The sequence below is a fragment of the Nocardia sp. NPDC050718 genome (genome assembly GCF_040654235.1).
Taxonomy (GTDB): domain Bacteria; phylum Actinomycetota; class Actinomycetes; order Mycobacteriales; family Mycobacteriaceae; genus Nocardia.
In genome coordinates this window covers 864,951-889,411 of the sequence record NZ_JBFAHQ010000002.1, presented here as the reverse complement: position 1 = coordinate 889,411, position 24,461 = coordinate 864,951, and the positions used below count along the sequence as shown (strand labels likewise).

Here is a 24,461-nt window from a genome sequence, read left to right as displayed (position 1 = left end):
ATCAGAAGTAGCGCACCCAGACGTAGATCCAGGCCATCGTCGTGCTGAGCACGGTGACCAGGATGCCGTATCGGGTGAACTGCCAGAAGGAGATGCGCTGGCCGGCGCGGGCGGCGATGCCGAGGGCGACGACGTTCGCGCTGGCCGCGACGGCGGTGCCGTTGCCGCCGAAGTCGGCGCCGAGGGCGAAGGCCCACCACAGCGATCGCCCGGTCTCGGGGTCGGGGGCACCGGCGACGATGTCCTCGACCACCGGCGCCATGGTGGCGGTGTAGGGGATGTTGTCGACGAAGGCCCCGAGCAGCGCCGACCCGAAGACCAGGGCGGTCGCGGCCAGGAAGTAGTCGTCACCGACCAGGTCGATCGCGGCGGCGCCGATGGCCGCGATCACGCCGGTGTGCACGAGCCCGGCGACCATGACGAACAGGCCCATGAAGAACACCAGCGTCGGCCATTCCACCTCGTGCAGGATCTCGCCGATGTCCAGGCCCGAGACCAGCACCATGGTGCCCGCGCCGACCAGCGCGATCACCGAGGGCGCGACGTGCACGACGCTGTGCAGGCAGAATCCGATTATCACCCCGGCCAGCACGATCAGCGATCGGACCAGCAGTTTCGGGTCGCGGATCGCGCGGCGTTCCCGCAGGGCCATCACCGCGTCGACCGAACCGGGATCGGTGCGCAGCGCCGAGCGGAACAGCAGCCGGGTGAGCGCGACGAACACTACGAAGGTGAGCACGACGATCGGGGCCATGTGCACCAGGAAGTCGTTGAAGCTCAGCCCGGCCCGGCTGGCGATGATGATGTTGGGCGGGTCGCCGATCAGCGTCGCCGCGCCACCGATGTTCGCGGCCAGCACCTCGGCGATGAGGAACGGCTGCGCGGCGATACCGAGCCTGCGGCACACCACCAGCGTCACCGGCGCCACCAGCATGATGATGGTGACGTTGTCGAGGAACGGCGAGGCCACCGCGGTGATCAGCATGAGCATCACCATCAGCCGGTACGGGTTGCCGCGCGAGCGCTTGGCCGACCAGATGGCCAGGTAGTCGAACAGCCCGGTCTGCTTGACCACCCCGACGATGATCATCATCCCGAGCAGCAGGAAGATGACGTTCCAGTCGATGCCCTCGTGCGGCGAGAAGAACACCTCCTCGCCGGGGATCAGCCCGAACACCGCCATCAAGCCCGCCGCGATGAGCACGGTCTTGACCTTGTCGGCCTTCTCCGTGGCGATGAAGAAGAAGGCGACCACGAAGATCAGCACGGCGAGGGCGGCGGCCATCGTCGCGCCTCAGTCGCCGGGGCCGACGACGGCCAGGCTGGTCAGCAGCCGCTCCAGCGTGATCGCCCCGCACAGGGTGCGCGAGCGGTCGACCACGGCCAACAGCGGACTGTGCTTGCGCGCCATCAGGATCGCGATCTCGAGCAGGGTCGCGTCCGGGGTGACGGTCGCCGGGGTCACCGCGCCGTCGGGCAGGCAGTCACCGACGGTGAGACTGCCGGGTTCCTGCCAGAACAGATCGGCGTGCACCTCGTCGATCGTGCGTACCAGCGACGGATCGCTCTGGTAGGAGCCCGGGATCACCAGGCGCAGCACCTGGGTGCCGGGCAGCACGGCGACGGGCCGGTCGGCCGCGTCGACGACGATCAGACCGGGCAGCCGGTTGACCACCATCAGCCGCACCGCCCGCGCGACCGGGTCGCTGGGCCGCACCGTCGGCAGGTTCATCGCGATGTCCCTGGCGCGCACGGCGGATCACTCCCGGTCCGTGCTCAGGTGGTCGAGGCGCCGTTCGAGCCGGGCGAGCCGGTCGCGGACCGAACTGCTGTGCAGCAGCTCGGCGACCTGGTCGGCCTCGTCGGGCGCCAGCGCGATGTCGGCGGCGGGCTCGTCGCTGCCGGGGGCGTAGGTGAGCAGGTGCCGGGTGCCGGTCGGTTCCGTCAGCAACGCGAAGCGGGTGCCGCGCCGGGTGCGGAAGCCGTACAGCACGCCGGTGCCGGGGATCGTCGTGCGATCGGTGTCCATCGGCGAGCGAGTCCTTCCTGACCTGGTGGAATGCGTCCACCACCGAGTCTCGGGCGCCGGGCCTGGCGCCACCATCGGCCGTGACACCCATTTCCCGGCGCCGCGGTATCGACCAGCCGAGCGCGGAATGGGTGCCGGACCCCATGGACAACAGCGCGGGCGCGCCAGCATGCTGGGTCGTATGAGCCGTTCAGCAGCCCGAACTCCGGTGACGGCCCTGTTCTGGCGGGTGTGCCTGCTCAACGGGGTCGTCTTCACCCTCGGCACGCTGGTCCTGGCGTTCTCCCCCGCCACCGTCTCGGCGCGGGTCCGGCTGACCGAGATCCCGGTGCTGCTGATCGGGTTGGCGGTGATCCTCACCGCCAACGCGATCGCGCTGCGCCGGAGCTTCGCCCCGCTCGACGAACTCGTCGCCTCGATGCGGCGGGTCGACCCGCCGCACCGCAGCGACCGGCTGGACCGGCACGCGAGCGGCGACTTCCACCACCTGATCGAGACGTTCAACGCCATGCTCGACCGGCTCGAGGCCGAGCGTTCGGTCGCCGGGGCCACGGCGCTGGCCGCCCAGGAGGGCGAGCGTCAGCGCATCGCCCGTGAGCTGCACGACGAGATCGGGCAGAGCCTGACCGTGGCGCTCCTGCGGCTCAAACGAGTGCTCGACCGGGCGCCCGCGGAGTTGCGCGAAGAGGTCGAGGAGGCGCAGGAGACGGTGCGCGGATGCCTGGACGAGGTCCGCGGGATCGCCTCGCGGCTGCGCCCCGACGTGCTCGAGGACCTGGGACTGCACAGCGCGATCAACGCGCTCTGTCACGAATTCACCCGCACCGCGGCCATTCCCGTGCACCGGCACCTGGACCCGGACATCTCCCGGCTGGACCCGAACGTCGAGCTGGTCTGCTACCGGATCGCCCAGGAGAGCCTGACCAATGTGCTGCGGCACGCGGGCGCCGACGAGGTCCATCTGCGGCTGACCCCGCGCGCGGGCACCGTGCTGCTGCGGGTCTCCGACAACGGGCGCGGCGGCGTCGTCCAGGACGGGGCGGGCATCCGCGGCATGCGCGAGCGCGCCATGCTGATCGACGCGACGCTCACCATCACGTCCCCGGTCGCCGGGGGGACCGCCGTCGAACTCGCCGTTCCCGTGCGGCGGAACGGAGCGTCGACATGACCGCGCCGACCCGGATCCTGCTGGCCGACGACCACGCCCTGGTCCGCAGCGGCCTGCGGATGATCCTGGACAACGAACCGGACCTGCGGGTGGTCGCGGAGGCGGCCAACGGGTTCGACGCGGTGACCGCGCTCGCGCAGGACGGGATCGACCTGGTCATCCTCGACATCGCCATGCCGCGGATGACCGGCATCCAGGCCGCCCGCGAGATCGCCCGCACCCGGCCGGGCGTGCGGATCCTGATGCTGTCGATGTACGACAACGAGCAGTACTTCTTCGAATCGCTGAAGGCGGGCGCGTCCGGCTACGTGCTCAAGTCGGTGGCCGACCGCGACCTGATCGAGGCGTGCCGGGCCACCATGCGCGGCGAGTCCTTCCTCTACCCGGGCGCGGTCACCGCCCTGGTGCGCGACTACCTGCAGCTGGCCCGGCAGGGCGCGACGCTGCCGGACGCGATCCTGACCCCGCGCGAGGAGGAGGTGCTCAAGCTCATCGCCGAGGGGCACTCGGCCCGCGATATCGCGGCCACCCTGGTGATCAGCGCGAAGACCGTCGACCGGCACCGGGCCAACATCCTGCAGAAACTGGGGCTGCGCGACCGGCTCGAGCTCACCAGATACGCGATCCGGGCCGGGCTGATCGAGCCGTGAGAACGCCGACGGCCCCCGCGCCGGACAGACGCGAGGGCCGACGACAGCGCTCACTCGGTGACCGGGTCCGCCCGCAGCGCCTGCTTGCGCGCGACGGTGACCCGCATGACCGGCTCCACGATGCGCGCCGCGATCGGGCCGATGATCGCCATCAGCAGCACATAGGTCGTCGCCAGCGCGGCGAACTCGTCGGGCACCGCGCCCGCGGCCACGGCCAGACCGGCGATGACGATCGAGAACTCACCGCGCGCGACCAGCGCGGTACCGGCCCGCGCCCGGCCCAGCTGCGAGGCGCCCGCGCGTTTGGCCGCCCACCAGCCGGTGGCGATCTTGGTCGCGGTCGTCACCACGGCCAGCAGCACCGCCCAGCCGAGCACCGGCGGAATCGTCCGCGGATCGGTGCTCAGACCGAACAGCACGAAGAACATGGCCGCGAACAGATCACGCAGCGGCTCGAGGATCTTGGTGGCGTCGTGGGCGGTGGAATCGGAGATCGCGATACCGAGCAGGAACGCCCCGACCGCCGCCGACACCTGCACCGCCGAGGCCACCCCGGCCACCAGCAGCGCCGAACCGAGCAGCTTGAGCAGGAAGATCTCCCGATCCTCGCTGGCCACGATCGCGGAGACGTACTTGCCGTAGCGCAGCGCGACGACGAGCACCACCGTCACCGCGACCAGCGCGATCCCCACCGTGGTCAGGCCGGCCACGAAGCCGACACCGGCCAGCACCGCGGTCAGCACCGGCAGGTAGATCGCCATCGCCAGATCCTCGAACACCAGGATCGACAGGATCGTCGGCGTCTCACGGTTGCCCAGCCTGCCCAGGTCGTTGAGCACCTTGGCGACGATGCCGGACGAGGAGATGTAGGTGACGCCCGCCATCGCGATCGCCCCGGTCGGACCCAATCCGAGCATGAGCGCGACGATCACCCCCGGCGTCGCGTTGAGCACCAGATCGAGCAGACCCGCCGTCCACGATTTGCGCATGCCCGTGACGAGTTCACCGGCGGTGTACTCCAAGCCGAGCAGCAGAAGCAGCAGGACGACACCGATCTCGCTGGCGAGATGGATGAAGTCCTCCACCTCGTGCAATTCGATCAGGCCGCCGGTGCCGAAGACCAGACCGCCGAGCAGATAGAGCGGAATCGGCGAGAGGCCGACCTTCGCCGCGATCCGCCCGAGTACCCCCAACCCGAAGAACACCGCCCCCAACTGGATCAAAGCCAGCGCGGTTCCCGTGAGCTGCACCGCGCTCAGCCGTCGGAGAGAATCGCGGCGGCGGCGTCGAGCCCGGCGTTGGTGCCGACCACGACGACCATGTCCCCACCGACGAACCCGAATTCGGGTCCGGGCGAGGCGTGTACCTGACCCGCCCGCAGGACCGCGACGATCGAGGCGAGGGTTCTGGTCCGCATCTCGGTCTCGCCCAGTCGCCGCCCGGCGTAGGGCGAGTTCGGCGGCACCGGCAGCGACCGGGTGCTCACTCCGTCGAGTTCGCGGTGCTCCTCGCGCAGTTGCGCCACCAACTGGGGCGCGCCGAGCAGGCTCGCCAGCGTGCGCGCCTCGGTCTCGGACAGGGGCACCTGCACGGTCGTGTCCGGGTCGCCGACCTTGGTGAATATCAGGTCGGTTCCGCCGTCCCGGTGGTCGACGACGCCGATCCGGCGGTCCACCTTCGTCAGCGAAAACTCTTTCCGGACACCGATTCCCGGCAGGGAAGTCACATCTACATTCATTGGATCACCTAACCTCAGCTAGGCGATACCTTACCTTCTCTTTACCATTCGCACGGGGGCTCAGCCCTGGTCGAGCAACCTTCCAGCGGCGTCGAGGCCCTCGTCGGTGCCGACCACGACCACCAGATCACCGGCGATGAAGGTGAAATCCGTTCCGGGCGATGGGGTCACGTCACCGGCGCGCACCACCGCGACGACCGAGGCCTTGGTGCGGGTGCGCATCGCGGTGTCGCGCAACGGACGACCGTCGAACGGGCTGCCCCGATCGATCGCGAACTGCCTGGTCGAGAGCTCACCGACGACGGGGACGTCCCGGCTCTTCTGCACCACCTGCGGCGCCCCGAGCAGCCCGGCCAGGACACCGATCTCGGTGCCGGACAGCGGAATCGAGGTGGTGGTGTCGTAGTCACCCGGCCGCGAGACCACCAGGTCGACCGAACCGTCACGGTGCTCGATCACGCCGATCCGCCGGCGCGCCTCGACCAGCGGAAAGTCCTTGCACACGCCGATCCCCGGGAGAGGCGTCACATCGATGTTCACGCCCTCACAGTACGACGACTTCCGAATAACACCAGCCCTACCCCGTTACCCGGCGTTCACCCCGTGAGCCAGTCGATGGCGATCGCCACCACGGCCGCGTTGAAGAAGAAGCTGAGCACACTGTGCGCGGTGACCCGCCTGCGCATCGAGCGTTTCACCACGGTCACGTCCGAGACCGCGAACGAGGTGCCGATGGTGAAGGAGAAGTAGACGAACTCGGCCAGCTCCGGCACCGCGCACTCGGGGAAATCCAGTCCGCCGCCCGGGAAGTACGCGCGGGCGTAGATCTGGGCGAACGCGCTGTGCAGCAGCAGCCACGACGTGAGCACCGTGGCCGCCGACACGGCCTGCCGCACCGGCTGGTCGTCCCCCGCGATCAGGATCATGCCCGCGGTCAGGCCGGAGCCGCTGGCCACCAGCGCCATCGTCGTCGCGTACCAGCGCGGACCGATCCACCCCGTGGTGAGATCGTCGGCGGGCGAGTCGGGCAGCTGCCTGCTCAGCAGTAGCCAGCCGGCCGCGACGTAGGCCAGCGCCAGCACGTTCCACACCACCAGGACGCCGATCCCCGACCCGCTCCAGGACAGCAGGAGCAGCCAGATCAGCCCGAGCACGGTCACGCTCAGTTCCAATACCCACAGCAGCGTGCGACTCATGCCTGCCAGCTCTACCACGCGCCCCCGGTTCCCGGCAGCGACACGGCCGACCCGCACCGTGAGAGAATTCGGTCTGTTGACCGAATTCGAGGAGTCGAGATGGTGTATGTCGAGGCGTCGGTCCGGCGCACCCAGCTGGTGAGCGCGGCCCGCAGCGCGCTGGAACGCCACGGTGTGGCCGGGACGTCACTGCGCGCGGTCGCCACCGAGGCCGAGGTGCCGCTCGGCACCCTGCAGTACGTGTTCCCGTCGAAGGAACAGCTGCTGCGCGCGGTGATCGAGGACGTCGTCGACGAGATCGCGGCGGTGCTGGCCGAGACCACCGATCTGGAGCACGGCCTGGCGCACGCGATCCGCTCCGGCTTCACCCAGTTCTGGGAGCGCCTGGTGGTCGACCGGTCGGGCCTGCAGCTCATGCAGTACGAACTGGTCACCTACGCCCTGCGCACGCCCGGCCAGGAAGCCCTCGCACGCTGGCAGTACGAGCGCTACGGCAGCGTCGTGGCCGACTGGTGCCAGCAGGCCGCGCACCGCGCCGGCGAGACCTGCGCCGTGCCGTTCGCCCGGCTCGCCAGGGTCATGCTGGCGACCGTGGACGGGCTGATCGTGCAGTACGTGGCCGACCCCCATCAGGCCAGGGCCAGGGCCGACCTCGACGTCGCCATCGACATGTTCATCGCGCTGACCGGCGCGCGGGAGACCACCACGCCCACCGATTGAAATTTTCCGGTCGCTTGTATGAATTGGGGGTTGCATGCCCCTCTGCCCGGCAGTAACCTCTGTCACAACAGTCATACAACCGACCGACTTTTAATCGAGGGCAGAGAAATGCAGCAGGTCGATGTCGCCGTGATCGGCGCCGGACTCGCGGGCTTGAGCGCGGCGCGCACGCTGGTCGCCGCGGGCAAGACCGTGGCCGTGCTGGAGGCACGCGATCGCGTGGGCGGACGGACCATGGGCGGTGCGCTGCGCAACGGGGTGCCGGTGGAGCTGGGCGGTCAGTGGATCGGCCCGACCCAGGACGTCATCGCCGAACTCGTCGCCGAGCTGGGCCTGTCGACCTTCGCGACCTTCGACGAGGGCGCGGGGCTGACCGTCGTCGACGGCGCCGTCATCCGGTACACCGACGAGACGTTCGGCCTCCCCGACGAGACGGCCGCCGAAGTCGGCCGGTTGTGGGTGGAGCTGGAGACCCTCGCCGCCTCGATCACCACCGACACACCGTGGGAGACCGACGGCGCCGAGGAATTCGACCGGCAGACGCTCGACACCTGGCTGTGCGCGAACACCGAGGACGTCCTCGCCCGGCGCTTCTTCCGGTTGCTGGTGCCCGCGCTGTTCTCGGCGGAGTCGCCCGAGATGTCGCTGCTGCACTTCCTGTTCTACCTCCGGTCGGGCACCAGCCTCGCCACCCTGGTCGCGACCACCGGCGGCGCCCAGGAACGCCGGGTGACCGGCGGTACCCATCTGATCAGCGAGCGGATCGCCGCCGAGCTGGGCGACGCGGTCCGGCTCGGCACGGTCGTGCGGACGATCCGGCAGGACGCCGACGGCGTGGTCGTCGAGTACGAGGGTGGCAGCGTCACGGCCGATCGGGTGATCGTCGCGGTGCCGCCGACGCTGGCGGGCCGGCTGCGCTACGTGCCGCCGCTGCCCGCCCTGCGCGACGGGCTCACCCAGCAGATGCCCGCCGGTTCGGTGATCAAGTTCCAGGTCGGCTACGAGACGCCGTTCTGGCGGGCCGACGGGCTCAACGGGTTCGCGCTCAGCGTCGACGACGCCTTCGGACTCGTGCTGGACAACTCACCGCAGGACGGTTCCTGTGGCGTGCTGGTCGGCTTCATCGAGGGCGCGCACGCCCGGACCGCCGCGCTGCTGACCGCCGGGGAACGGCGCGCACTCGTCGTCTCGGCGCTGGTGAAGTACTTCGGCCCGCAGGCCGCCGAGCCGTTCGACCTGGTCGAACAGGATTGGAACGCCGAGGAATTCACCCGCGGCTGTTACGGCGGGCGCCTCGGCGCCGGCGTCTGGACCCAATACGGCACGGCCCTGGCCGCACCGATCGACCGGATCCACTGGGCCGGCGCGGAGACCGCCACGGTCTGGAACGGCTACATGGACGGCGCCGTCCGCTCCGGCTATCGCGCGGCCGACGAAGTGCTCACCGCGCACTCCCGAACCGAGGGTCGCAGCGCATGACGAACGACAACAGCACCGCCGCGTCGACCGGCATCGACGAGATCGTCCGCAGGCTCGGTGCGGGCGAGCAGACCTGGGCCGCGCTCCCCCTGGTGGCGCGCCGCGACCTGCTCCTGGAGGTCGGCGAGGCCGCGGCGGCGCAGGCCGCGGAGTGGGTCCGCGTCGCCGCCGCCGTCAAGCAGCTCGACCCGTCCTCACCGCTGGTCGGCGAGGAATGGATCAGCGGACCGTACGCCCTGATCGGCTACACCCAGGCCCTCCAGGACACCCTGCGCCGGCTGGCCCGGGGCTCGGACGTCCTGGCGGGCTACCGCCTCGGGACCGCGCCCGGCGATCGGCTCACCGTCCGCGTGCTGCCGGGCGGCCTCGCCGACCAGCTGCTGCTCAACGGCTACCGGGCCGAGGTGTGGACCACCCCCGGCACCACCGAAACGCGGCTGCGCGCGGGCATCGGACTCGGACAGCGCACACCGGAAGCCACCGACGGGGTGGCCCTGGTGCTGGGCGCGGGCAATATCTTCTCGATCGCGCCCCTGGACGTGCTGCACCAGCTCTTCGCCGAGAACCGCACCGCCGTCCTGAAACTCAATCCGACGACCGACGCGCTGGCACCGGTGTTCCGGGCGATCTTCGCCCCGCTGATCGAGCGCGACCTGGTGGAGATCGTCACCGGCGGACCCGAGGTCGGTGCCGCCCTGGCGTATCACCCGGGCATCACCGCCGTGCACATGACCGGCAGCGAGGCGACCCATGACGCCGTCGTCTGGGGCACCGGCGCGGCCGGGGTGGCGGCGAAGGCCGCGGGCACCCCGATCCTCGACAAGCCGATGACCAGCGAGCTCGGCGGTGTCGCCCCCATCATCGTCGTGCCGGGCGACTGGTCGGCGGCCGATCTGCGCTTCCAGGCCGAACACGTGGCGACCCAGCGCCTGCACAACAGCGGCAGCAACTGTATCGCCGGGCAGATCGTGCTGCTCAGCGCGGACTGGGCGCAGAAGGACGAATTCCTCGCCGCCCTGCGCCGGGCACTGGCGGCCGCGCCCGCCCGGCCCGCCTGGTACCCGGGCAGCAACGACCGGGTGCGCTCCGCGCGGGAGCTGCACCCCACCGCCGACAAGGTCGGCGGCACGCCGGAACGCACCCTGCTGACCGGGCTCGACCTCAGCGATCCCGAAGAATCCGCTTTCACCGCCGAATATTTCGGCCCGGTGCTCGGGGTGGCGGAGCTGCCGGGGACCGGCGCCGCGTTCCTCGACGCCGCCGTCGCCGCCGCCAACGACCGGCTGCACGGCACCCTGGGCGCCAACATCATCGCGCACCCCGGCACCATCAGGGCCCTCGGCGACCGGCTGCACCGGGCGGTGGCCACCTTGCGCTACGGCACCATCGGTATCAACGCGTGGACCGGTGTCGGCTACCTGACCCCGCGCGCCACCTGGGGCGCCTTCCCCGGGCACACCCTCGACGACGTGCGCAGCGGCATCGGGGTGGTCCACAACGCCCTGCTCCTCGACGGCGCCGAACGCACCGTCGTCACCGGGCCGTTCCGCCCGGCGCCGCGCTCGCTGCTGCACGGGGAGGTGTCGCTGTCGCCGGTGCCGCCGTGGTTCGTCACGAACCGGACCGCCGCGACCACCGGCCGCCTGCTCACCGGCTTCGTCGCCCGGCCGCGGTGGCGCAAGCTGCCGGCGCTGTTCGCCTCGGCCCTGCGCGGGTGAACCGGCTAGCGCTGATCGAACCGCCAGCGGGTGGCGCCGTGCGGATCGGTCAGCGCGACACCCACCGCGGCGTGGGTGGTGAACCGGTACAGGTACCACGGCGCCGGGCCTGCGCTCTGGGCGCTGAACGGCGCGGTGATCGCGTCGCCGTCGCGTTCGGCGGGCCAGCCGGTGTCGCGGTAGGCGGCGGTGACGCGGTCGATCTCGGCGTGGTCGACGGTGCGCGCCGCGGTGCCCTCGACGACGAGGTCGACGTCGTCGGGAAACCGGAACGACAGGGTGCACGCGGGATTGGCGGCCAGGTAGCGCGACTTGTGCGTGCCGGGGCCGCTGGTGAAGTAGAAGTACTCGCCGACCAGCGTCGCGCCGATCCCCGCCGAGTGCGGCCTGCCGTCGGTGCCGACGGTGCCGAGGAACTGGGCGGTCTCGAGGGCGGCGAGACCCTGCTCGATGGCGGTGGCCACCCGGCTCCACGGCAGCTGGTCGTTGCCGTAGATGTTCAGATCGGTGGCGTCGACGGGATCGGGCAGCATCGGCACTCCTTCGTCGTGGCCCGCCGGGGCCCGTGGAGGACACGCAACTGGTGCCCGAGTATAGGCGCGAGCCCGGTCGCGCCGGGCCGCCCGAACCCGAACGGCTTGCGTATTCGGGCGAAGTTGTGTGTTGTTGAGTCGTGACCAACTCATCCGGAGACGCGTATCCACTCACGGACACGATGACCACCACGACGGCGGTACAGGACGGCGTCACGGTGCTCACGGTGACCGGCGAGGTCGATCTGGCGACGGCGCCCGCGCTGGACGCCGCGATCGAGGCGATCCTGGCCGACCGCCCGGCGGCGCTGGTGATCGACCTGACCGCGGTCGGGTTCCTGGCGTCGGCGGGCATGGCGACCCTGGTCGCCGCGCACCAGCGGGCCGGGGAGAACACCGCCATCGCGGTCGTCGCCGACGGGCCCGCCACCAGTCGTCAGCTCAAGATGACGAGCCTGGACCAGGTGTTCGCCATGCACACCACGCTGGCCGCCGCCCTGGCGTCGTTCACGTCCTGACCACACGACAAACGCGCCGCCGCCCGGAGGATTCTCCGGGCGGCGGCGCGTTTCGTCGTCTACGCGGTCAGCAGAGGCCGCGCAGCTGCTCGATCAGCTTGATCCGGCCCGCAGCGTCCTCGGCCAGCGGCGTGACATTGAGCGTGGTGACACCCGCCGCCGCCATGGCCGCGATGCGCTCCTTGACGAAGCTCTCCGGGCCGATCAGCGACACGTCGCGGACGAGGTCGTCCGGCACGGCCTGCGCGGCGGCCTGCTTGTCACCGGCCAGGTACAGCTCCTGGATGCGGTCGGCGGCGGCGCCGTAGCCGTACTTGGTGGCCAGCGTGTGATAGAAGTTCTTGCCCTTGGCGCCCATGCCGCCGATGTAGAGCGCCAGGTGCGGCTTGATGAACTCCAGCAGCGGGGTGACGTTCTCCCCGATCGCCAGCGGCGGACCCGCGAAGATCTCCAGGTCGCCCAGCGCCGGGTCGCGCTTGGCCTTGCCCGCGGCCAGCGCGTCGCCCCAGACGTCCTGCGCCTTCTCCGGCAGGAAGAAGATCGGCTGCCAGCCCTCGGCGACCTCGGCGGCCAGCTCCACGTTCTTCGGGCCCAGCGCGGCCAGCAGCACCGGAATGCGCTCGCGCACCGGACGATTGATCAGCTTGAGCTCTTTGCCCAGGCCGGTGCCGCGGTCGGCGGGCAGCGGGATCTGGTAGTACTTGCCCTGGTAGTTGAGCTTCTCGCGGCGCCAGACCTGGCGGCAGATCTCGACGAGTTCACGGGTGCGGCCGATGGGGGCGTCGTAGGGCACACCGTGGAAGCCCTCGATGACCTGCGGGCCGGACGCGCCGATGCCCAGGATGAAACGTCCGTCGGAGACGAAGTCCAGACCGGCGGCGGTCATCGCGGTGAGGCTGGGGGTTCGGGTGTAGAGCTGCAGGATGCCCGAGGCCAGCTGCACGCGCTCGGTGCGGGCCGCCAGGAAACCCAGGGCGCTGACCGCGTCGAACGAGTACGCCTCCGGCACGAAGACGATGTCGAGTCCGGCGCGCTCCAGGTCGGCGACCTCGGCCGCGACCTCCTTGAACCCGCCCGAGTAGTTGATGCTCAATCCGATCCGCATGCCACCCAACATAGCCCCGCCGTCCCCGGCCACCCCGACCGGTCGGTCTGTCGTCGCAGGTGCTGGTCGGGCGGGGTAGGCGGGCGGGCACCCGGTAGCGTTGACAACGATTCCCACGCAGTTCTCGCCGCATCGAAAGGCCACCTCGTCGTGTCGCAGCCCACCGCCTCGCCGCAGCAGCTCGCCCCCTCCTTCGGTGCGGTGACCCTGGAGCACTATCTGTCGGAGCTGGGCGCGAAGGTCCCCGCACCGGGCGGCGGCGCCGTCGCCGCGCTGCACGCCGCCCAGGCCGCGGCGCTGGTCGCGATGGTCGCGCGCTACACCACCCGGGCCAAGGACGCCGTGCACCAGCCGATCGTCGAGCGGATCATCGAGGCCGCCGACGCCGCGCGCGCCAGGTCGCTGGCGCTGGCCGACGCCGACGCCGCCGCCTTCACCGCGGTCGGCGCCGCCTACAAGCTGCCCAAGGACACCGACGCCGAGGTCGCCGCCCGCACCGAGGCGATCAACGCCGCGCTGGTCGAGGCGGCCCGGGTGCCCGCCGCCGTGGTCGACGAGGCCGACGAGATCCTCTCGCTGGCCGCCGAACTGCTGCCGATCGGCAACCCCAATGTGGTCACCGACATCGGCGCCGCCGCCGACGCGGCCCGCGCCGCGGCGATGAGCTCGCAGCTCAACATCGAGATCAATGTCGGCTCGCTGCCCGCCGCCCTGGGCGACGGCTTCGCCGCCGCGCTGCTGCGCGTCGACACGATCGCCGCGCGCGCCGACGCCCTGCACGCCGACGTGCTGCACGCCGTGCGCGGCTGACTCAGGCCGCGGTGAGCACGATCTTGCCGCGGACTCCCCCGGCCTCGCCGAGCCGATGCGCGGCGGCGAGTTCGGTGAGCGGCAGGACCGTCGCGATGCGCACGTCGAGCTCGGCCCGGTCGACGGCGGCGGCCAGCTCGGTCAGCGCGGCCGTCGTCGGGTCGACGTGGAACCGGCTGACCCGCGAATCCGGGTGCGTCTGCGGGCCTTCCGCCGCGATCACCCGGCCGCCGGAGCCGAGCACGCGCAGTGATCGGTCGGTGGTGTCGCCCCCGACCAGATCGAGCACCAGATCGACAGCCCGGGTCGCGGTGGTGAAATCCGTCGTGCGGTAGTCGATCGGCTCGTCGACGCCGAGTTCGCGCAGGTACTCGTGATTGGCGGCCCGCGCGGTGCCAACGACCCGCGCACCGCGGCGCGCGGCGAGCTGCACCGCCAGATGCCCGACGCCACCGGCGGCCGCGTGCACCAGAACCCGCTCCCCCGCCCGCACCGAGGCCAGCGCCTGCCAGGCGGTGAGCCCGGCGACCGGCAGGGCCGCCGCGCGCACCGGATCGAGCGAGGACGGCACCGCCGCCAGCCGATCCTGGTGCGCCACCACGTATTCGGCGTTCGCCCCGCCGAACACCATGCCGAACACGGTGTCTCCCGGCGCGAATCGCGTCGCGTCGTCGCCGCGCTCGACGACGACACCGGCGACGTCGAGGCCGAGCACCAGCGGCGGCTCCCCGAGTGCGCGGATCAGGCCGCCGCGCAGCTTCCAGTCCGCGGCGTTCACACTCGTGGCCACCACCCGGACCAGGACCTCTCCCGGCCCCGGCGCGGGCCGCGGCACCTCCACCCGCTCGAAAACGTCCGGTCCACCGAAGCCGCGCTGCGTCATCTGCCACATGCGGGCAAGTCTGCGCCGAGTGGTATCTCCACGGAAGTAGGCACCTTTCGGATACCGTGGTACCTCATGGATACCACCCGCGCGGCCGACGATCGCGCGAGCTCGGTCGAGGCGTTCCTCCGCGACTGCCCGGCGCGGCAACTGCTGTCCGTGCTGGCCGACAAATGGGTGCTGCTGGTGCTGGGCGCGCTGCGCGCGGCCGACGGCCCGGTGCGGTTCAACGAGCTGCGCAGGCGCCTGGACGGCATCACCCAGAAGATGCTCACCAAAACCCTGCGCGACCTGGAACGCGACGGTCTCGTGCGGCGCGCGGTCTACCCGACGGTGCCGCCCCGGGTCGAGTACGCGATCACCGCGCTCGGGGCCGACCTGGGCCGGATCAGTCACGCCATGGGCACCTGGGTGGTCGAGCACCAGCACGAGATCACCGCCGCCAGAGCCGAATTCGACGCCGCCCAGGCGATCGAGCCCACGCCGCTGCCGCGCCTCGGCACTGTCCACTGAACCGGTATCGATGTGGGATCGATTCCCCGTGGCGCTCACCTGCGCGAACACAAGCCGACACTCCGGCAGACCCGTCGGCCGTTACCACTTCGATAGGTCTAGTTGATCATGGCGGCCTAGACTTGGAATCCGCCTACGAGTGACCGAAGGGGTGGCGTTTATGAAGAACGCACTTCGTTTCCTGTTCGTCGCGACCATGGCGGCACTGCTCGCCGCGTTCTGGTCCGGAGCCGCGTCCGCGGCCCTGATCGGAGGATCTCCGACCGCGACGGTCACCGCGATCTCCCCGGCGAACGGACAGGTCGTCGGCGTCGCCGCGCCGGTCACGTTCACCTTCGCGGCCCCGGTCACCGACCGGGCCGGCGCCGAACGCGCCGCCGCGATCCGCGCCACCGAGGCGCTGCCCGGCACGTTCAGCTGGGTCGACAGCACCCACCTGCAGTGGACGCCGAGTACGCACCTGCCCACGAACTCACCGATCTCGGTCCGGTTCGGCGACCAGCGCACCGAGTTCCAGACCAACGGCGGCGTCTACGCCGAGGCGAATCTCTCGGCGCACACGTTCACCGTCAGCATCGGCGGACAGGTCGTCCGGAACATGCCCGCGTCCATGGGCAAGCCCGGCTTCGAGACCCCCACCGGCAACTTCACGGTGCTGGAGAAGTTCCGCTCGGTGGTGTTCGACTCGCGCACCATCGGCATCCCGCTCGACGACCCCGAGGGCTACATCATCGACGGCGAATGGGCCGAACGCCTCACCTGGGGTGGCGTGTTCGTGCACTCGGCGCCGTGGTCGGTGGACTCGCAGGGGTACGCCAACGTCAGCCACGGCTGCATCAACCTCTCGCCCGACGACGCGGCCTGGTACTACGAAAACGTCGGCATCGGTGACCCGGTCTACATTCACTGGTGAGTAATTCCCTCGTGGCATTCGGCGTTCCCACCGTCAGCGCAGTATCGTGCCCGTAACGAAATCGTTGCGAGACGAACCTGACGGCGACAGCCTGATGAAGGTGGGGCGATGGATCGACCGGATGCACACAGACCGACCGGGGCTCGGCAGCACGACCCGGGGTCGGCTGGTGATCCGTTCACCCCGCCCCCGCGGTGGCGGCCCCATCGCGATCCGAGTGCGCCGCGCCCCCGCCGGCTGACCGAGGACGCGGATCCGCAGCCCCGCCGCGGAGCCCGGCATCGCGTCGAGGGCGGGCCGACGACACCGGCCGGTATCCCGGTCATCTCGCTGTCGGCCGCGCACGCCGCACCCGATCGGTCGTCCGGGCGCGTCGTACCGACCGACAGCTACGCCACCGACCGGCTACCCATCGTCGGCGGACCGTTCGATCCCGGTGCGCGCCATGCCCTTCCGGACGTGCCGTTCACCCCGCCGGAGCCCGACAACGGCCCGGCGACCGACCGGCTGCCGATCATCACCCCCGACACCCCGGCTCCCGACGGCGTCGACGCCCAGCCCGAATGGGTCACCGCCGCACCGGTTTCACTACCACCGCGCCCGACGCCCGACTACGGCGGCGACGACGAGGTGTTCGCGCGGATGATCGATCGATCCCGGCGCAAGCGCGTGCCGCGCTGGGTCGGACCGCTCGCGGCCTCGGTGGCCGGTGCGGTGCTGATCGGCGGCGGCTATCTCCAGTTGCGCGGTCCCGTCCCGGAATCCGCGGCGGCCAGCAGCCCGATCGAGCCCGCGCCCGCCGGTGCGGTCCCGGTCGCCGGGACCTGCCCCGCCGAGCTCGTCGGCAGCAAGATCCAGGGCAACGGTCCGGGCGGCACCGACAGCGGCGTCGCGGCGATCCTGGCGTTCCAGCACGCGTATTACGTCGCGCGGTCCGGTGATCAGGCGCGGACCCTGGTGTCCGGCGACGCCGCACTCCCCTCCGGCGCCGACATCCAGGCGGGCATCGACACGATCCCGGTGGGCACCACGCACTGCCTGAGCATCACGCCGGCGGCCTTCGCGGGCCAGTACTTCGTGGTGATCACCGAATTCCGGCCGGACGCGGTGCCGATCATCTACAACCCGCAGCTGGTCGGCACCGCCAAGATCGGCACCAAGTACCTGATCACCTCGATCGGGCCGGTCCGCTAGACCCGATCGAGGACGCGAAAGCCGGTCAGGCGCGGGCCTTCTCGGCCGCCACGACCACGTGGCGCATCAGCAGCGCGGTGGTCACCGGGCCGACGCCGCCGGGAACCGGGCTCAGTCCCGCCGCCTTGCCGTCGACCGTGGCCGCGTCGACGTCGCCGACGATGCCGCCGTCGGCGGATTCGTTGGTGCCCACGTCGATCACCACGGCGCCGTCGCCGATGTGCTTGCCGGTGACCAGCCCGATCCGGCCCGCGGCGGCGACCACGATGTCGGCGGGGGTGGTGACCGCGGCCAGGTCGGCGGTGCGCGAGTGCGCGACGGTGACGGTGGCGTTCTCGGCCAGCAGCAGCTGCGCCAGCGGCTTGCCGACGATGTTGGACCGGCCGACGACCGTCACCACGCGGCCCTGCAGCGCGATGCCGTGATGCTTCAGCAGCTCGACCACGGCCTCGGAGGTCGCGGGGACGAAACCGTCCAGGCCGGAGGCGAGCAGGCCCAGCGACAGCGGGCTGACGCCGTCGACGTCCTTGCTCGCGGCGATCGAGGAGCTCACGTCGTCGAGGCTGACCCCGGCGGGCAGCGGGGTCTGCAGCATGATCGCGTCGGTGGCCGGGTCGGCGCTGCGCGCGGCCAGCTCGGCGCGGATCGTCTTCGCGCTCGCGTCGGCACCGAGATCGATACGCTCGCAGGCGATCCCGAGGCGCTCGGCGGCCTTGCGCAGGGAGTTCACGTACCAGGCGCTGGCCGGGTCGTCGTTGGCCACGATCAGCGCCAGCGTCGGCGCGGTGCCCGCGGCGGTGAGCGCGGCGGCGCGCTCCTTCGTGTCGGCGTTGATGGCGGCGGCGAGTTCCTTGCCGGTCAGCGAAGCGGTATCCACGGTGCATCAGCTTATCCGCCGCTACCCGCGACCCCGACCACCGGGCGGCGACGCGCGGAACATCGTCGGGATCCGTGGCGGGCGCCGCACCCGGCCGTAGGGTGTCCGCAGCTCTGCCACAGCTCTGCCAGCACGTGCCGAACCGTTCGCGGGAAGGGTGTCGACTGTCGTGAAGATCTCGAGGCATTGGAAACAGCTGGCTGCCGCCGTCGCCGCGGCCGCCGCGATCACGAGCGCTGCCGTTCCCCCGGCCGGCGCCGAGGCCGACGTGACCGCGCTCTACAACTCCGCGCAGCGGCATTTCACCGACGGTGACGACAACGCGGGCCGCGCCGACCTGCGCGCGCTCATCGCCGCCGACCCGAACGACGTCGAGGCGCTGGCCCTGCAGGCGATCTGGTCGCACTACGCCGGTGACCACGCCGCGGTCGGCGAGGCGATGGCCCGCCTCGGCGCGATCGACGGTGGCATGGCGGCGGGCACCGGCAACGTGCTGCGCGCGGTGAGCGCGGCGGCCGCGACCCTGCCCAATCCGCTGCCCGCACTCGTCGGTCCGCAGACCGGCATCGTCGTCCTCGGCTACGGTCTGCTGCCCGACGGCGCGCTGCGGCCCGAGCTGGAGAATCGGCTCACCGCGGCGTGGCTGCAGGCGGTCGCCGCGCCGTTCTCGCCGGTCGTCGTCACCGGTGGCAACCCGCAGAACGGGATCTCCGAGGCGGAGGCGATGCGCCACTGGCTGGTGGGCCGCGGCCTGCCGAACGAGCGGATCCACGTCGAGGACCGGGCCGGGTCGACGGTGCAGAACGCGCTGTTCAGCACCCGCCTGCTACGCGATCTCGGCGCGACCAGCGCTGTGGTGGTGACCTCGCCGAACCACATCCGCCGGGCGGTCGCCGACTTCCTGGTGGCGGGCACCAACGTCGTCGGCGCGATGACCTCGCTCGAACAGCTCGTCTCGCAGCTGCCGCCGCCCGCGCGGGCCGCACAGCGCGGGATCTACCTGGACGCGACCCGCACATTCGAGCTCGACAGCGCGCGCTGATCCGGGGGCGCGAAAAACCGGTTGTCGGGCACGCGACAATCGCTGCATGACTGTTTCCCCCCTCGACGACATCGTCGTCGTGCTGCGCTCGGCGGGCTGCGTGTTCGCCGAGGACGAGGCCGCGCTGCTGCTCGAGGCCGCCGACGGTGACGCCGGCCGCCTCGACGATCTCGTGGCGCGGCGGGTCGCGGGGACACCGCTCGAATACCTGCTCGGCTGGGTGGCCTTCCGTGGCCTGCGGGTCGGCGTGCGGCCGGGGGTCTTCGTGCCGCGCCAGCGCACCGCCTTCCTGGTCGAGCGGGCGGTGGCGGGCGTGGCGCCGGGGACGACGCGGGCGTGCGTGGTCGATCTGTGCTGCGGCTGTGGGGCGCTCGGGCTGTCCGCGGCCACCGAGCTCACCGCGCGCGGCTGCGAGGTCGAGCTCGTCGCCGCCGATATCGACCCGGTGGCGGTGGCGTGTGCCAGGGAGAATCTCGCGCCGCTGAGCGCGCCGGTGTTCGGCGGGGATCTGTTCGACGCGCTGCCCGCCGATCTGCGCGGACGCGTCGACGTACTGCTGGCGAACACGCCGTACGTGCCGACCGAACGGGTCGCGGACATGCCGCCGGAGGCCCGCGAGCACGAACCGCTCGTCGCCCTGGACGGCGGGGTGGACGGGCTCGCTGTCTTCCGCCGGGTCGCCGAGGGCGCGGCGAGCTGGCTCGCGCCGGGCGGCACGGTGCTGGTGGAAACCTCGACGGGACAGGTCGATACCGCGTGCGCGGTACTGACCGCGCACGGCCTCACGCCACGCGTCGAGCACTCCGAGGAGTACTACGCCACGGTCGTGCTGGGCACCCGCGCGGCCTGACCGACCGCCAGCGCACACCGTGCCCGGACGCCGCGATGCCCCCGTCCGACACTCGCGTCGGACGGGGGCATCGCGGTCCAGCGGCTACTTGCGGCCGGTGAACTGATCCATCGAGTGGTACACGCCGACGGCGTTGAGGTAGAAGTCGCGCACCTTGATCGGCAGCAGACCGGTCAGCGCGCGGTTCATCCGCGAGGTCCACGGCAGCACCACCAGGGCGCCACCGTTCTTCATCTCCCGCCACGAGGTCTCGACGACGTCGTTCTGCTCGAGCATCGGCGTGAACAGGATGCCCTTGGCGCCGTCGAACATGCCGGTGTTGATGTAGGTCGGGCAGACCGTGGTGACCTTCACGTGGTCGTGGCCCGCCTGCTCGAGCTCCAGGCGCACCGAGTCCGACCAGCCCAGCGCCGCCCACTTCGACGCCGCGTAGACGGCCATGCGCGGGTTGGCCACCAGACCGGCCGAGGACGCGATGTTGAGGATGCGCGCCTGACCGGCACCGGCGACCATGCCCGGCAGGAACTCGAGGGTGACGTACATCGGGGCCAGCGAGTTGATCGCCATGGTCTTGTCGATGTCGGCGCGGTTCTCGGTTTCCCAGAAGTAGGTGTTGCCCCGCACGATCCCGGCGTTGTTGACCAGGATGTCGATCCCGCCGATCTCCTTGCGCACCGCCTCGGCGGCCTCACGGATCGAATCCTGCGAGGACACGTCGACGACGTGCTGGTGCACCTTGCCGCCCAGGGCGGTCAGCTGCGCCGCGGTCTCGCGCAGCGTCAGCTCGTTGACGTCCCACAGCACGACCGCGTCGGCGCCCTCGCGGACCGCCGTCTCGGCGAACAGCCTGCCCAGGCCCATAGCGGCGCCGGTGACCAGCACCCGCTTGCCCGCGACCGAATCGAGTTTCATGAAATGCCTACCCCTGCTTCGTTTTCCGTACGCGTCACTTCTGGCGAAGTGTCTTCATGACGCCGAAGACCAGCGTCATGGTCTTGGCCCACATCTGCTCGGACATGCCCGGCAGCGGCGCGATCGGCAGCACCCGCTGAACCGCGATGGTCTGGGTGTCGACGTACTTCCGCAGTCCCTCGGGACCGTGGCGACGGCCCTGACCGGAGATGCCGAGACCACCGGACGGCGCGTCGACGCTGCCCCAGGCCGCGATGAAACCTTCGTTGACGTTCACCGAGCCGGCGTTGATCCGGGCGGCGACGGCCTTGCCGCGCTCGGCGTCCTTGCTCCACACGCTGGCATTGAGGCCGTAGGCGGTGTCGTTGGCGGCCTCGATGGCGGCCTCGTCGGAGTCGACCTTGTACACCGACACGACCGGACCGAAGGTCTCCTCGCGGTAGACCGTCATGCCGGGCGCCACATCGGCGAGCACGGTGGGCTCGTAGAAGTACGGACCCAGGTCGGGACGGGCGCGGCCACCGGCGAGCACCTTGGCGCCCTTGGCGACGGCGTCGTCGACGTGCGCGGTGACGGTGTCGAGCTGACGCTGGAAGGTCAGCGAGCCCATGTCGCGGCTGTAGTCGAGCTCGCCGCCGAGGGACATGTTCTTGACGTTGCCGACGAACTCGGCGACGAACTGGTCGTAGACCGCGGCGTCGACGTAGATGCGCTCCATCGACTCGCACAGCTGGCCGGCCGAGGAGAAGCAGGCGCGCACGGCCAGCTTGGCCGCCTTGGAGACGTCGGCGTCGGCGAGCACGAGCAGCGGGTTCTTGCCGCCGAGCTCGAGCGAGTAGCCGATCAGGCGCTCACCGGCCTGCTGGGCGATGGTGCGGCCGGTGGCGCTGGAACCGGTGTAGTCGACGTAGTCGGCGCGGGCGATCACGTCGCCACCGATCTCGCGGCCACGGCCGAGGACCGCCTGCCACAGCCCGCGCGGCAGGCCCGCGCGCTCGGCGGCGTCGATGGCCCACAGCGCCGACAGCGCGGTCTGGTTGTCCGGCCGGGCGATCACGGCGTTGCCCGCGACCAGGGCGGGCAGGGCGTCGGAGGCCGACAGCGCGAGCGGGTAGTTCCACGGCGAGATCACCGCGACGACACCCTTGGGCCGGTTGCGCACCTCGACCGAGGTGAGCACCGGCAGCACGCCGCGCGGCTTGCGGTCGGCGAGCAGCTTGGGCGCAACGGCGGCGTAGTAGCGCGAGTTCAGCGCGACATCGCCGACCTCGTCGAACGCGTGCGGGCGGGACTTGCCGGTCTCGGTCTGCACGATGTCGAGAATGGTGTCCTGCTCGGCCAGGACGATGTCGTGGAAGCGGCGCAGGATCTCCACCCGCTGCTTGACCGGCACCTTGGCCCAGTCGCGCTGCGCGTGGCGGGCCACGGCGAAGGCGCGGTCGATGTCCTCGATCGAGGACTGCGGCAGGTCACCGATCTTGTGTCCGGTGGCGGGCGCGAAGATCGGCACCGACGGCGCGCCACCCGCGACACCACGGTCGAACAGGGGCTTGACCAGCGCGGTCGGCAGCGCGGTTGGTTCGGCGGTCAGCTCGGGGGCTGTCGTCATTGTCGGCCCTTCTCCTCAACAGATGGGTCGCGCGGAGCGATCGCGCAGGTTCGGCTATTTGCTGAACACTAGTGTTAGATTAATGGTTCGAGCCGGTGCCGTGTCAAGCTTTCCGTGGGCGTCTCGCGGTTGTGAGGAGGTGCGATGTCCGGTGATTCCGCCACGGTGCGCCGTGGGCGTCCACCGCAGACCCGGGAGCAGGCCGACGAGGTCCGCGCCCGGATCGTCGAGGCGACGGCCGCCGTGTTCGCCCGCAACGGGTCGCGCGGGCTCAGCGTCGCCCAGATCATCGAGCAGGCCGGGCTGGCCAGGCCGACCTTCTACCGCTATTTCGGCAATGCCGCCGAGCCGCTGCACGTGGTCCTCACCGCGTCCAACGACGGCCTGGTCGGCGCGATCCGCGACGCACTGTCGGGCACCGACGAGCCGGTCCAGCTGGGCATCCGGCTGATCGACGCCTTCATCGACTGGGCGCGCGGCCACGGCCCGATGCTGCGGCCGCTCTTCGCCGAGCTGCACGACCCCGCCTCCCTGGTGTCGGCCTACCGCGAACGCGCCCTCGACGACATCCGCGCCCTGGTCCGCAAGACCTTCGTCGAGCTGGGCCGCCCGGTGCCCACGCCCCTGGACATGGACACGGCGCTGCACGTGTGCGAATACGTCGTCTATCGCCTCACGATGGGCACCGAGCCCGGCAGCGACCCCGATCCCGTGCTGGATTCCGAAGCGCGGATCACGATGATCCGCGTCCTGCTGGTCACCCTCGGCACCCGCGACGACCTCGCCTACGCCATGGAACTGCCCGGCCTGTTCCCCGAGCCCTGAGGCTCGTCCCGGCGGCCTCGCGCACCGAGCTGCGCACCGGCCGACGTGCCACCGGCCCCTGGCCATCCGGCGGAAGCCGATTGCTCGCGATCGGCGGTGGTAGCCGTCAGAACCAGCGCGAGCGCGAGCAGGGCCGCGCCGGTCCAGGCGACGGGCGTGAGTCGTTCGCCGAGGAGGACGACAGCGAGCAGGGTGGCGGTCAGGGGCTCGAGCAGGGTGAGGACCGCGGCGGTGGCGGCGCCCGCGGCGGGCAGACCGTGGAAGAACAGGGCGTAGGCGACGGCGGTGGGTGCCAGGCCGAGGACGGTGACGGCGAACAGGTTCGCCGGGGTCGGGGTGATGGCCAGGCCGGTCGTCGCGGCCGGGACGGCGAGAAGCGCCGCGCCGCCGAGGAATCCGTAGCCGGTGGCGGTCACCGCGTCGAGACCGGGAACGGGGTGGGCGGTGACGAGGGTGACCGCGGCGAAGGCGGTGGCGGCGACCAGGGCCAGCGCGACGCCCGCGACCATGCCCGACGTGTCCTCGGCCGGAACGCCGACCAGGATCGTCAGGCCGGTGATCGCCAGCGCGAGGATCGCGCCGCGCCCGCGGTCGAGCCGACGGCGGCCGGTCACGTGGTCGGCCAGCGCGACGACGACGGGGGCCGCGCCGATGGTGACCAGCGTCGCCAGCACGACCGAGGACGCGGCGATCGCGGCGAAATAGCAGGCCTGGAATATCGCGGCCAGCGCGCCGACGGCGCCGATCCGCCGCACGGCCGCCCGCCCCCGCGGGACACCGCGGCACCCGAGCAGCGAGACGACGACCAGGATCGCGCCGCCGACGCCGAGCCGATAGGTGGCGACCGCGATCGGGGCGAGGCCGGTGCGCTGCTGGACGAGGGATCCGAGCAGGCCGCCGGTACCCCACAGCACACCGGCGGCGACGAGTGGGAACAATCCACGCCGGGCGGGCGCGGACACGGAAAGGGAAACAGACATCAGGGAATTCGCTCCTGCGACAGAGGGATGAGGTCGCGGAAACGAGGTGCGAACAGCGGCCGTGCGGGCATACGCCATCGACGCCCGAGCGGTGATCGGCGCCGCGCCTACCCGGCGGGTGGCACGCGCCCTCGGGGCACCTCGCTCAGGAGGCGGGCGGCGGCGTGGAGCGGAAACGCTGATGCACGTGGTCATCGTA

Annotated in this window: 27 protein-coding genes; 13 read left to right on the top strand and 14 right to left on the bottom strand. The window is 71.2% G+C overall.

The window, feature by feature from the left end; all coding sequences use genetic code 11:
- Nucleotide 1: 1 nt before the first annotated feature.
- The 3 genes from AB0H54_RS13595 to AB0H54_RS13585 are packed head-to-tail and all read right to left on the bottom strand — an operon-like array spanning nt 2 to nt 2,029.
- The gene (locus tag AB0H54_RS13595; RefSeq protein ID WP_357345445.1) at nt 2-1,285 is read right to left on the bottom strand and encodes an ArsB/NhaD family transporter; all 1,284 of its coding nucleotides are present in this window, start codon (nt 1,283-1,285) and stop codon (nt 2-4) included.
- Between the two features lie 9 nt (nt 1,286-1,294).
- Nucleotides 1,295-1,753 (bottom strand): CBS domain-containing protein, encoded by a 459-nt coding sequence (locus tag AB0H54_RS13590; protein WP_357345443.1) that lies wholly within the window; start codon nt 1,751-1,753, stop codon nt 1,295-1,297.
- A gap of 6 nt (nt 1,754-1,759) precedes the next feature.
- Entirely contained in the window at nt 1,760-2,029 is a 270-nt protein-coding gene (locus AB0H54_RS13585; RefSeq protein WP_357345441.1) for a hypothetical protein, read from the bottom strand.
- A 181-nt stretch (nt 2,030-2,210) separates the two neighbouring features.
- Between AB0H54_RS13585 and AB0H54_RS13580 the strand changes: the two genes are divergently transcribed.
- Together AB0H54_RS13580 and AB0H54_RS13575 are read left to right on the top strand one after the other, a co-directional pair.
- Nucleotides 2,211-3,197: a histidine kinase gene (locus AB0H54_RS13580; protein ID WP_357345439.1), complete on the top strand. Its 987-nt coding sequence runs from the start codon at nt 2,211-2,213 to the stop codon at nt 3,195-3,197.
- Nucleotides 3,194-3,847, top strand: coding sequence for a response regulator transcription factor (locus AB0H54_RS13575; RefSeq protein WP_357345437.1), 654 nt, complete (start codon nt 3,194-3,196; stop codon nt 3,845-3,847). Before AB0H54_RS13580 ends, AB0H54_RS13575 begins: the two co-directional genes overlap by 4 nt.
- Nucleotides 3,848-3,897: 50 nt before the next feature.
- Here the strand turns inward: AB0H54_RS13575 and AB0H54_RS13570 are convergent, their stop codons facing one another.
- Genes AB0H54_RS13570 through AB0H54_RS13555 form a run of 4 tightly spaced genes read right to left on the bottom strand, consistent with a single transcriptional unit; the run spans nt 3,898 to nt 6,781 of the window.
- Nucleotides 3,898-5,097, bottom strand: coding sequence for a cation:proton antiporter (locus tag AB0H54_RS13570; protein WP_357345435.1), 1,200 nt, complete (start codon nt 5,095-5,097; stop codon nt 3,898-3,900).
- A 5-nt stretch (nt 5,098-5,102) separates the two neighbouring features.
- Nucleotides 5,103-5,585, bottom strand: coding sequence for a TrkA C-terminal domain-containing protein (locus AB0H54_RS13565; protein WP_355275671.1), 483 nt, complete (start codon nt 5,583-5,585; stop codon nt 5,103-5,105).
- 60 nt (nt 5,586-5,645) lie between these two features.
- On the bottom strand, nt 5,646-6,125 hold the full coding sequence (locus AB0H54_RS13560) for a TrkA C-terminal domain-containing protein (protein WP_355275672.1): 480 nt from the start codon (nt 6,123-6,125) through the stop codon (nt 5,646-5,648).
- 56 nt (nt 6,126-6,181) lie between these two features.
- Nucleotides 6,182-6,781 (bottom strand): DUF1345 domain-containing protein, encoded by a 600-nt coding sequence (locus AB0H54_RS13555; RefSeq protein WP_357345432.1) that lies wholly within the window; start codon nt 6,779-6,781, stop codon nt 6,182-6,184.
- A 99-nt stretch (nt 6,782-6,880) separates the two neighbouring features.
- Here AB0H54_RS13555 and AB0H54_RS13550 point away from each other — a divergent pair, with 99 nt between their 5' ends.
- From AB0H54_RS13550 to AB0H54_RS13540, 3 genes are read left to right on the top strand one after another with little or no spacing between them, the layout of a single operon-like run.
- On the top strand, nt 6,881-7,501 hold the full coding sequence (locus AB0H54_RS13550; protein WP_357345430.1) for a TetR/AcrR family transcriptional regulator: 621 nt from the start codon (nt 6,881-6,883) through the stop codon (nt 7,499-7,501).
- 18 nt (nt 7,502-7,519) lie between these two features.
- The gene (locus AB0H54_RS13545) at nt 7,520-8,980 is read left to right on the top strand and encodes a flavin monoamine oxidase family protein (protein ID WP_357345429.1); all 1,461 of its coding nucleotides are present in this window, start codon (nt 7,520-7,522) and stop codon (nt 8,978-8,980) included.
- Nucleotides 8,977-10,698: an aldehyde dehydrogenase family protein gene (locus AB0H54_RS13540; protein ID WP_357345427.1), complete on the top strand. Its 1,722-nt coding sequence runs from the start codon at nt 8,977-8,979 to the stop codon at nt 10,696-10,698. Before AB0H54_RS13545 ends, AB0H54_RS13540 begins: the two co-directional genes overlap by 4 nt.
- 5 nt (nt 10,699-10,703) lie before the next feature.
- Here the strand turns inward: AB0H54_RS13540 and AB0H54_RS13535 are convergent, their stop codons facing one another.
- Nucleotides 10,704-11,231 (bottom strand): pyridoxamine 5'-phosphate oxidase family protein, encoded by a 528-nt coding sequence (locus AB0H54_RS13535; protein ID WP_357345425.1) that lies wholly within the window; start codon nt 11,229-11,231, stop codon nt 10,704-10,706.
- A gap of 182 nt (nt 11,232-11,413) precedes the next feature.
- Here AB0H54_RS13535 and AB0H54_RS13530 point away from each other — a divergent pair, with 182 nt between their 5' ends.
- Nucleotides 11,414-11,749, top strand: coding sequence for an STAS domain-containing protein (locus tag AB0H54_RS13530; protein WP_357345423.1), 336 nt, complete (start codon nt 11,414-11,416; stop codon nt 11,747-11,749).
- Between the two features lie 67 nt (nt 11,750-11,816).
- On the opposite strand, the gene AB0H54_RS13525 is transcribed toward AB0H54_RS13530, so the two are convergent.
- A complete protein-coding gene (locus AB0H54_RS13525) occupies nt 11,817-12,854 on the bottom strand; it encodes an LLM class F420-dependent oxidoreductase (protein WP_355275685.1) in 1,038 nt (345 codons plus the stop codon).
- Between the two features lie 150 nt (nt 12,855-13,004).
- Between AB0H54_RS13525 and AB0H54_RS13520 the strand changes: the two genes are divergently transcribed.
- The gene (locus AB0H54_RS13520) at nt 13,005-13,664 is read left to right on the top strand and encodes a cyclodeaminase/cyclohydrolase family protein (RefSeq protein WP_355275687.1); all 660 of its coding nucleotides are present in this window, start codon (nt 13,005-13,007) and stop codon (nt 13,662-13,664) included.
- 1 nt (nt 13,665) lies between these two features.
- On the opposite strand, the gene AB0H54_RS13515 is transcribed toward AB0H54_RS13520, so the two are convergent.
- A complete protein-coding gene (locus AB0H54_RS13515) occupies nt 13,666-14,556 on the bottom strand; it encodes an NADP-dependent oxidoreductase (RefSeq protein WP_357345420.1) in 891 nt (296 codons plus the stop codon).
- Between the two features lie 66 nt (nt 14,557-14,622).
- On the opposite strand from AB0H54_RS13515, the gene AB0H54_RS13510 reads away from it, so the two are divergent.
- The 3 genes from AB0H54_RS13510 (at nt 14,623) to AB0H54_RS13500 (ending at nt 17,167) form a co-directional block, all read left to right on the top strand.
- Nucleotides 14,623-15,060 (top strand): helix-turn-helix domain-containing protein, encoded by a 438-nt coding sequence (locus AB0H54_RS13510; RefSeq protein ID WP_357345418.1) that lies wholly within the window; start codon nt 14,623-14,625, stop codon nt 15,058-15,060.
- A gap of 160 nt (nt 15,061-15,220) precedes the next feature.
- Nucleotides 15,221-15,973 carry a L,D-transpeptidase gene (locus AB0H54_RS13505; protein ID WP_357345416.1) on the top strand — a complete coding sequence of 251 codons (753 nt, stop codon included), beginning with the start codon at nt 15,221-15,223 and terminating at the stop codon, nt 15,971-15,973.
- A 108-nt stretch (nt 15,974-16,081) separates the two neighbouring features.
- Nucleotides 16,082-17,167 (top strand): hypothetical protein, encoded by a 1,086-nt coding sequence (locus tag AB0H54_RS13500; protein ID WP_357345414.1) that lies wholly within the window; start codon nt 16,082-16,084, stop codon nt 17,165-17,167.
- A 25-nt stretch (nt 17,168-17,192) separates the two neighbouring features.
- Here AB0H54_RS13500 and AB0H54_RS13495 read toward each other — a convergent pair whose 3' ends face one another.
- Entirely contained in the window at nt 17,193-18,044 is an 852-nt protein-coding gene (locus tag AB0H54_RS13495) for a bifunctional 5,10-methylenetetrahydrofolate dehydrogenase/5,10-methenyltetrahydrofolate cyclohydrolase (RefSeq protein ID WP_357345412.1), read from the bottom strand.
- 169 nt (nt 18,045-18,213) lie between these two features.
- Here AB0H54_RS13495 and AB0H54_RS13490 point away from each other — a divergent pair, with 169 nt between their 5' ends.
- Together AB0H54_RS13490 and AB0H54_RS13485 are read left to right on the top strand one after the other, a co-directional pair.
- Complete coding sequence (locus AB0H54_RS13490) at nt 18,214-19,086, top strand: YdcF family protein (protein ID WP_357345411.1); 873 nt, start codon at nt 18,214-18,216, stop codon at nt 19,084-19,086.
- Nucleotides 19,087-19,132: 46 nt separating this feature from the next.
- Complete coding sequence (locus AB0H54_RS13485; RefSeq protein ID WP_357345409.1) at nt 19,133-19,936, top strand: putative protein N(5)-glutamine methyltransferase; 804 nt, start codon at nt 19,133-19,135, stop codon at nt 19,934-19,936.
- 84 nt (nt 19,937-20,020) lie between these two features.
- On the opposite strand, the gene AB0H54_RS13480 is transcribed toward AB0H54_RS13485, so the two are convergent.
- Both AB0H54_RS13480 and AB0H54_RS13475 read right to left on the bottom strand, forming a co-directional pair.
- A complete protein-coding gene (locus AB0H54_RS13480; RefSeq protein WP_355275702.1) occupies nt 20,021-20,848 on the bottom strand; it encodes an SDR family oxidoreductase in 828 nt (275 codons plus the stop codon).
- 34 nt (nt 20,849-20,882) lie between these two features.
- Nucleotides 20,883-22,457: a succinic semialdehyde dehydrogenase gene (locus tag AB0H54_RS13475; protein ID WP_357345407.1), complete on the bottom strand. Its 1,575-nt coding sequence runs from the start codon at nt 22,455-22,457 to the stop codon at nt 20,883-20,885.
- Between the two features lie 144 nt (nt 22,458-22,601).
- Here AB0H54_RS13475 and AB0H54_RS13470 point away from each other — a divergent pair, with 144 nt between their 5' ends.
- The gene (locus AB0H54_RS13470; protein ID WP_355275705.1) at nt 22,602-23,282 is read left to right on the top strand and encodes a TetR/AcrR family transcriptional regulator; all 681 of its coding nucleotides are present in this window, start codon (nt 22,602-22,604) and stop codon (nt 23,280-23,282) included.
- On the opposite strand, the gene AB0H54_RS13465 is transcribed toward AB0H54_RS13470, so the two are convergent.
- On the bottom strand, nt 23,243-24,262 hold the full coding sequence (locus AB0H54_RS13465) for a DMT family transporter (protein ID WP_357345405.1): 1,020 nt from the start codon (nt 24,260-24,262) through the stop codon (nt 23,243-23,245). The genes AB0H54_RS13470 and AB0H54_RS13465 overlap by 40 nt on opposite strands.
- Between the last annotated feature and the right edge of the window lie 199 nt (nt 24,263-24,461).

What these genes read in the sequence shown, in the direction of transcription:
- AB0H54_RS13580 (WP_357345439.1), top strand. Translation starts at nt 2,211, where the DNA reads ATGAGCCGTTCAGCAGCCCGAACTCCGGTGACGGCCCTGTTCTGGCGG.
- AB0H54_RS13575 (WP_357345437.1), top strand. Translation starts at nt 3,194, where the DNA reads ATGACCGCGCCGACCCGGATCCTGCTGGCCGACGACCACGCCCTGGTC.
- AB0H54_RS13530 (WP_357345423.1), top strand. Translation starts at nt 11,414, where the DNA reads ATGACCACCACGACGGCGGTACAGGACGGCGTCACGGTGCTCACGGTG.
- AB0H54_RS13545 (WP_357345429.1), top strand. Translation starts at nt 7,520, where the DNA reads ATGAATTGGGGGTTGCATGCCCCTCTGCCCGGCAGTAACCTCTGTCAC.
- AB0H54_RS13555 (WP_357345432.1), bottom strand. Translation starts at nt 6,781, where the DNA reads ATGAGTCGCACGCTGCTGTGGGTATTGGAACTGAGCGTGACCGTGCTC.
- AB0H54_RS13585 (WP_357345441.1), bottom strand. Translation starts at nt 2,029, where the DNA reads ATGGACACCGATCGCACGACGATCCCCGGCACCGGCGTGCTGTACGGC.
- AB0H54_RS13540 (WP_357345427.1), top strand. Translation starts at nt 8,977, where the DNA reads ATGACGAACGACAACAGCACCGCCGCGTCGACCGGCATCGACGAGATC.
- AB0H54_RS13510 (WP_357345418.1), top strand. Translation starts at nt 14,623, where the DNA reads ATGGATACCACCCGCGCGGCCGACGATCGCGCGAGCTCGGTCGAGGCG.
- AB0H54_RS13470 (WP_355275705.1), top strand. Translation starts at nt 22,602, where the DNA reads ATGTCCGGTGATTCCGCCACGGTGCGCCGTGGGCGTCCACCGCAGACC.
- AB0H54_RS13465 (WP_357345405.1), bottom strand. Translation starts at nt 24,262, where the DNA reads ATGTCTGTTTCCCTTTCCGTGTCCGCGCCCGCCCGGCGTGGATTGTTC.
- AB0H54_RS13500 (WP_357345414.1), top strand. Translation starts at nt 16,082, where the DNA reads ATGGATCGACCGGATGCACACAGACCGACCGGGGCTCGGCAGCACGAC.
- AB0H54_RS13525 (WP_355275685.1), bottom strand. Translation starts at nt 12,854, where the DNA reads ATGCGGATCGGATTGAGCATCAACTACTCGGGCGGGTTCAAGGAGGTC.
- AB0H54_RS13565 (WP_355275671.1), bottom strand. Translation starts at nt 5,585, where the DNA reads ATGAATGTAGATGTGACTTCCCTGCCGGGAATCGGTGTCCGGAAAGAG.
- AB0H54_RS13475 (WP_357345407.1), bottom strand. Translation starts at nt 22,457, where the DNA reads ATGACGACAGCCCCCGAGCTGACCGCCGAACCAACCGCGCTGCCGACC.
- AB0H54_RS13515 (WP_357345420.1), bottom strand. Translation starts at nt 14,556, where the DNA reads ATGTGGCAGATGACGCAGCGCGGCTTCGGTGGACCGGACGTTTTCGAG.
- AB0H54_RS13550 (WP_357345430.1), top strand. Translation starts at nt 6,881, where the DNA reads ATGGTGTATGTCGAGGCGTCGGTCCGGCGCACCCAGCTGGTGAGCGCG.
- AB0H54_RS13595 (WP_357345445.1), bottom strand. Translation starts at nt 1,285, where the DNA reads ATGGCCGCCGCCCTCGCCGTGCTGATCTTCGTGGTCGCCTTCTTCTTC.
- AB0H54_RS13535 (WP_357345425.1), bottom strand. Translation starts at nt 11,231, where the DNA reads ATGCTGCCCGATCCCGTCGACGCCACCGATCTGAACATCTACGGCAAC.
- AB0H54_RS13505 (WP_357345416.1), top strand. Translation starts at nt 15,221, where the DNA reads ATGAAGAACGCACTTCGTTTCCTGTTCGTCGCGACCATGGCGGCACTG.
- AB0H54_RS13480 (WP_355275702.1), bottom strand. Translation starts at nt 20,848, where the DNA reads ATGAAACTCGATTCGGTCGCGGGCAAGCGGGTGCTGGTCACCGGCGCC.
- AB0H54_RS13485 (WP_357345409.1), top strand. Translation starts at nt 19,133, where the DNA reads ATGACTGTTTCCCCCCTCGACGACATCGTCGTCGTGCTGCGCTCGGCG.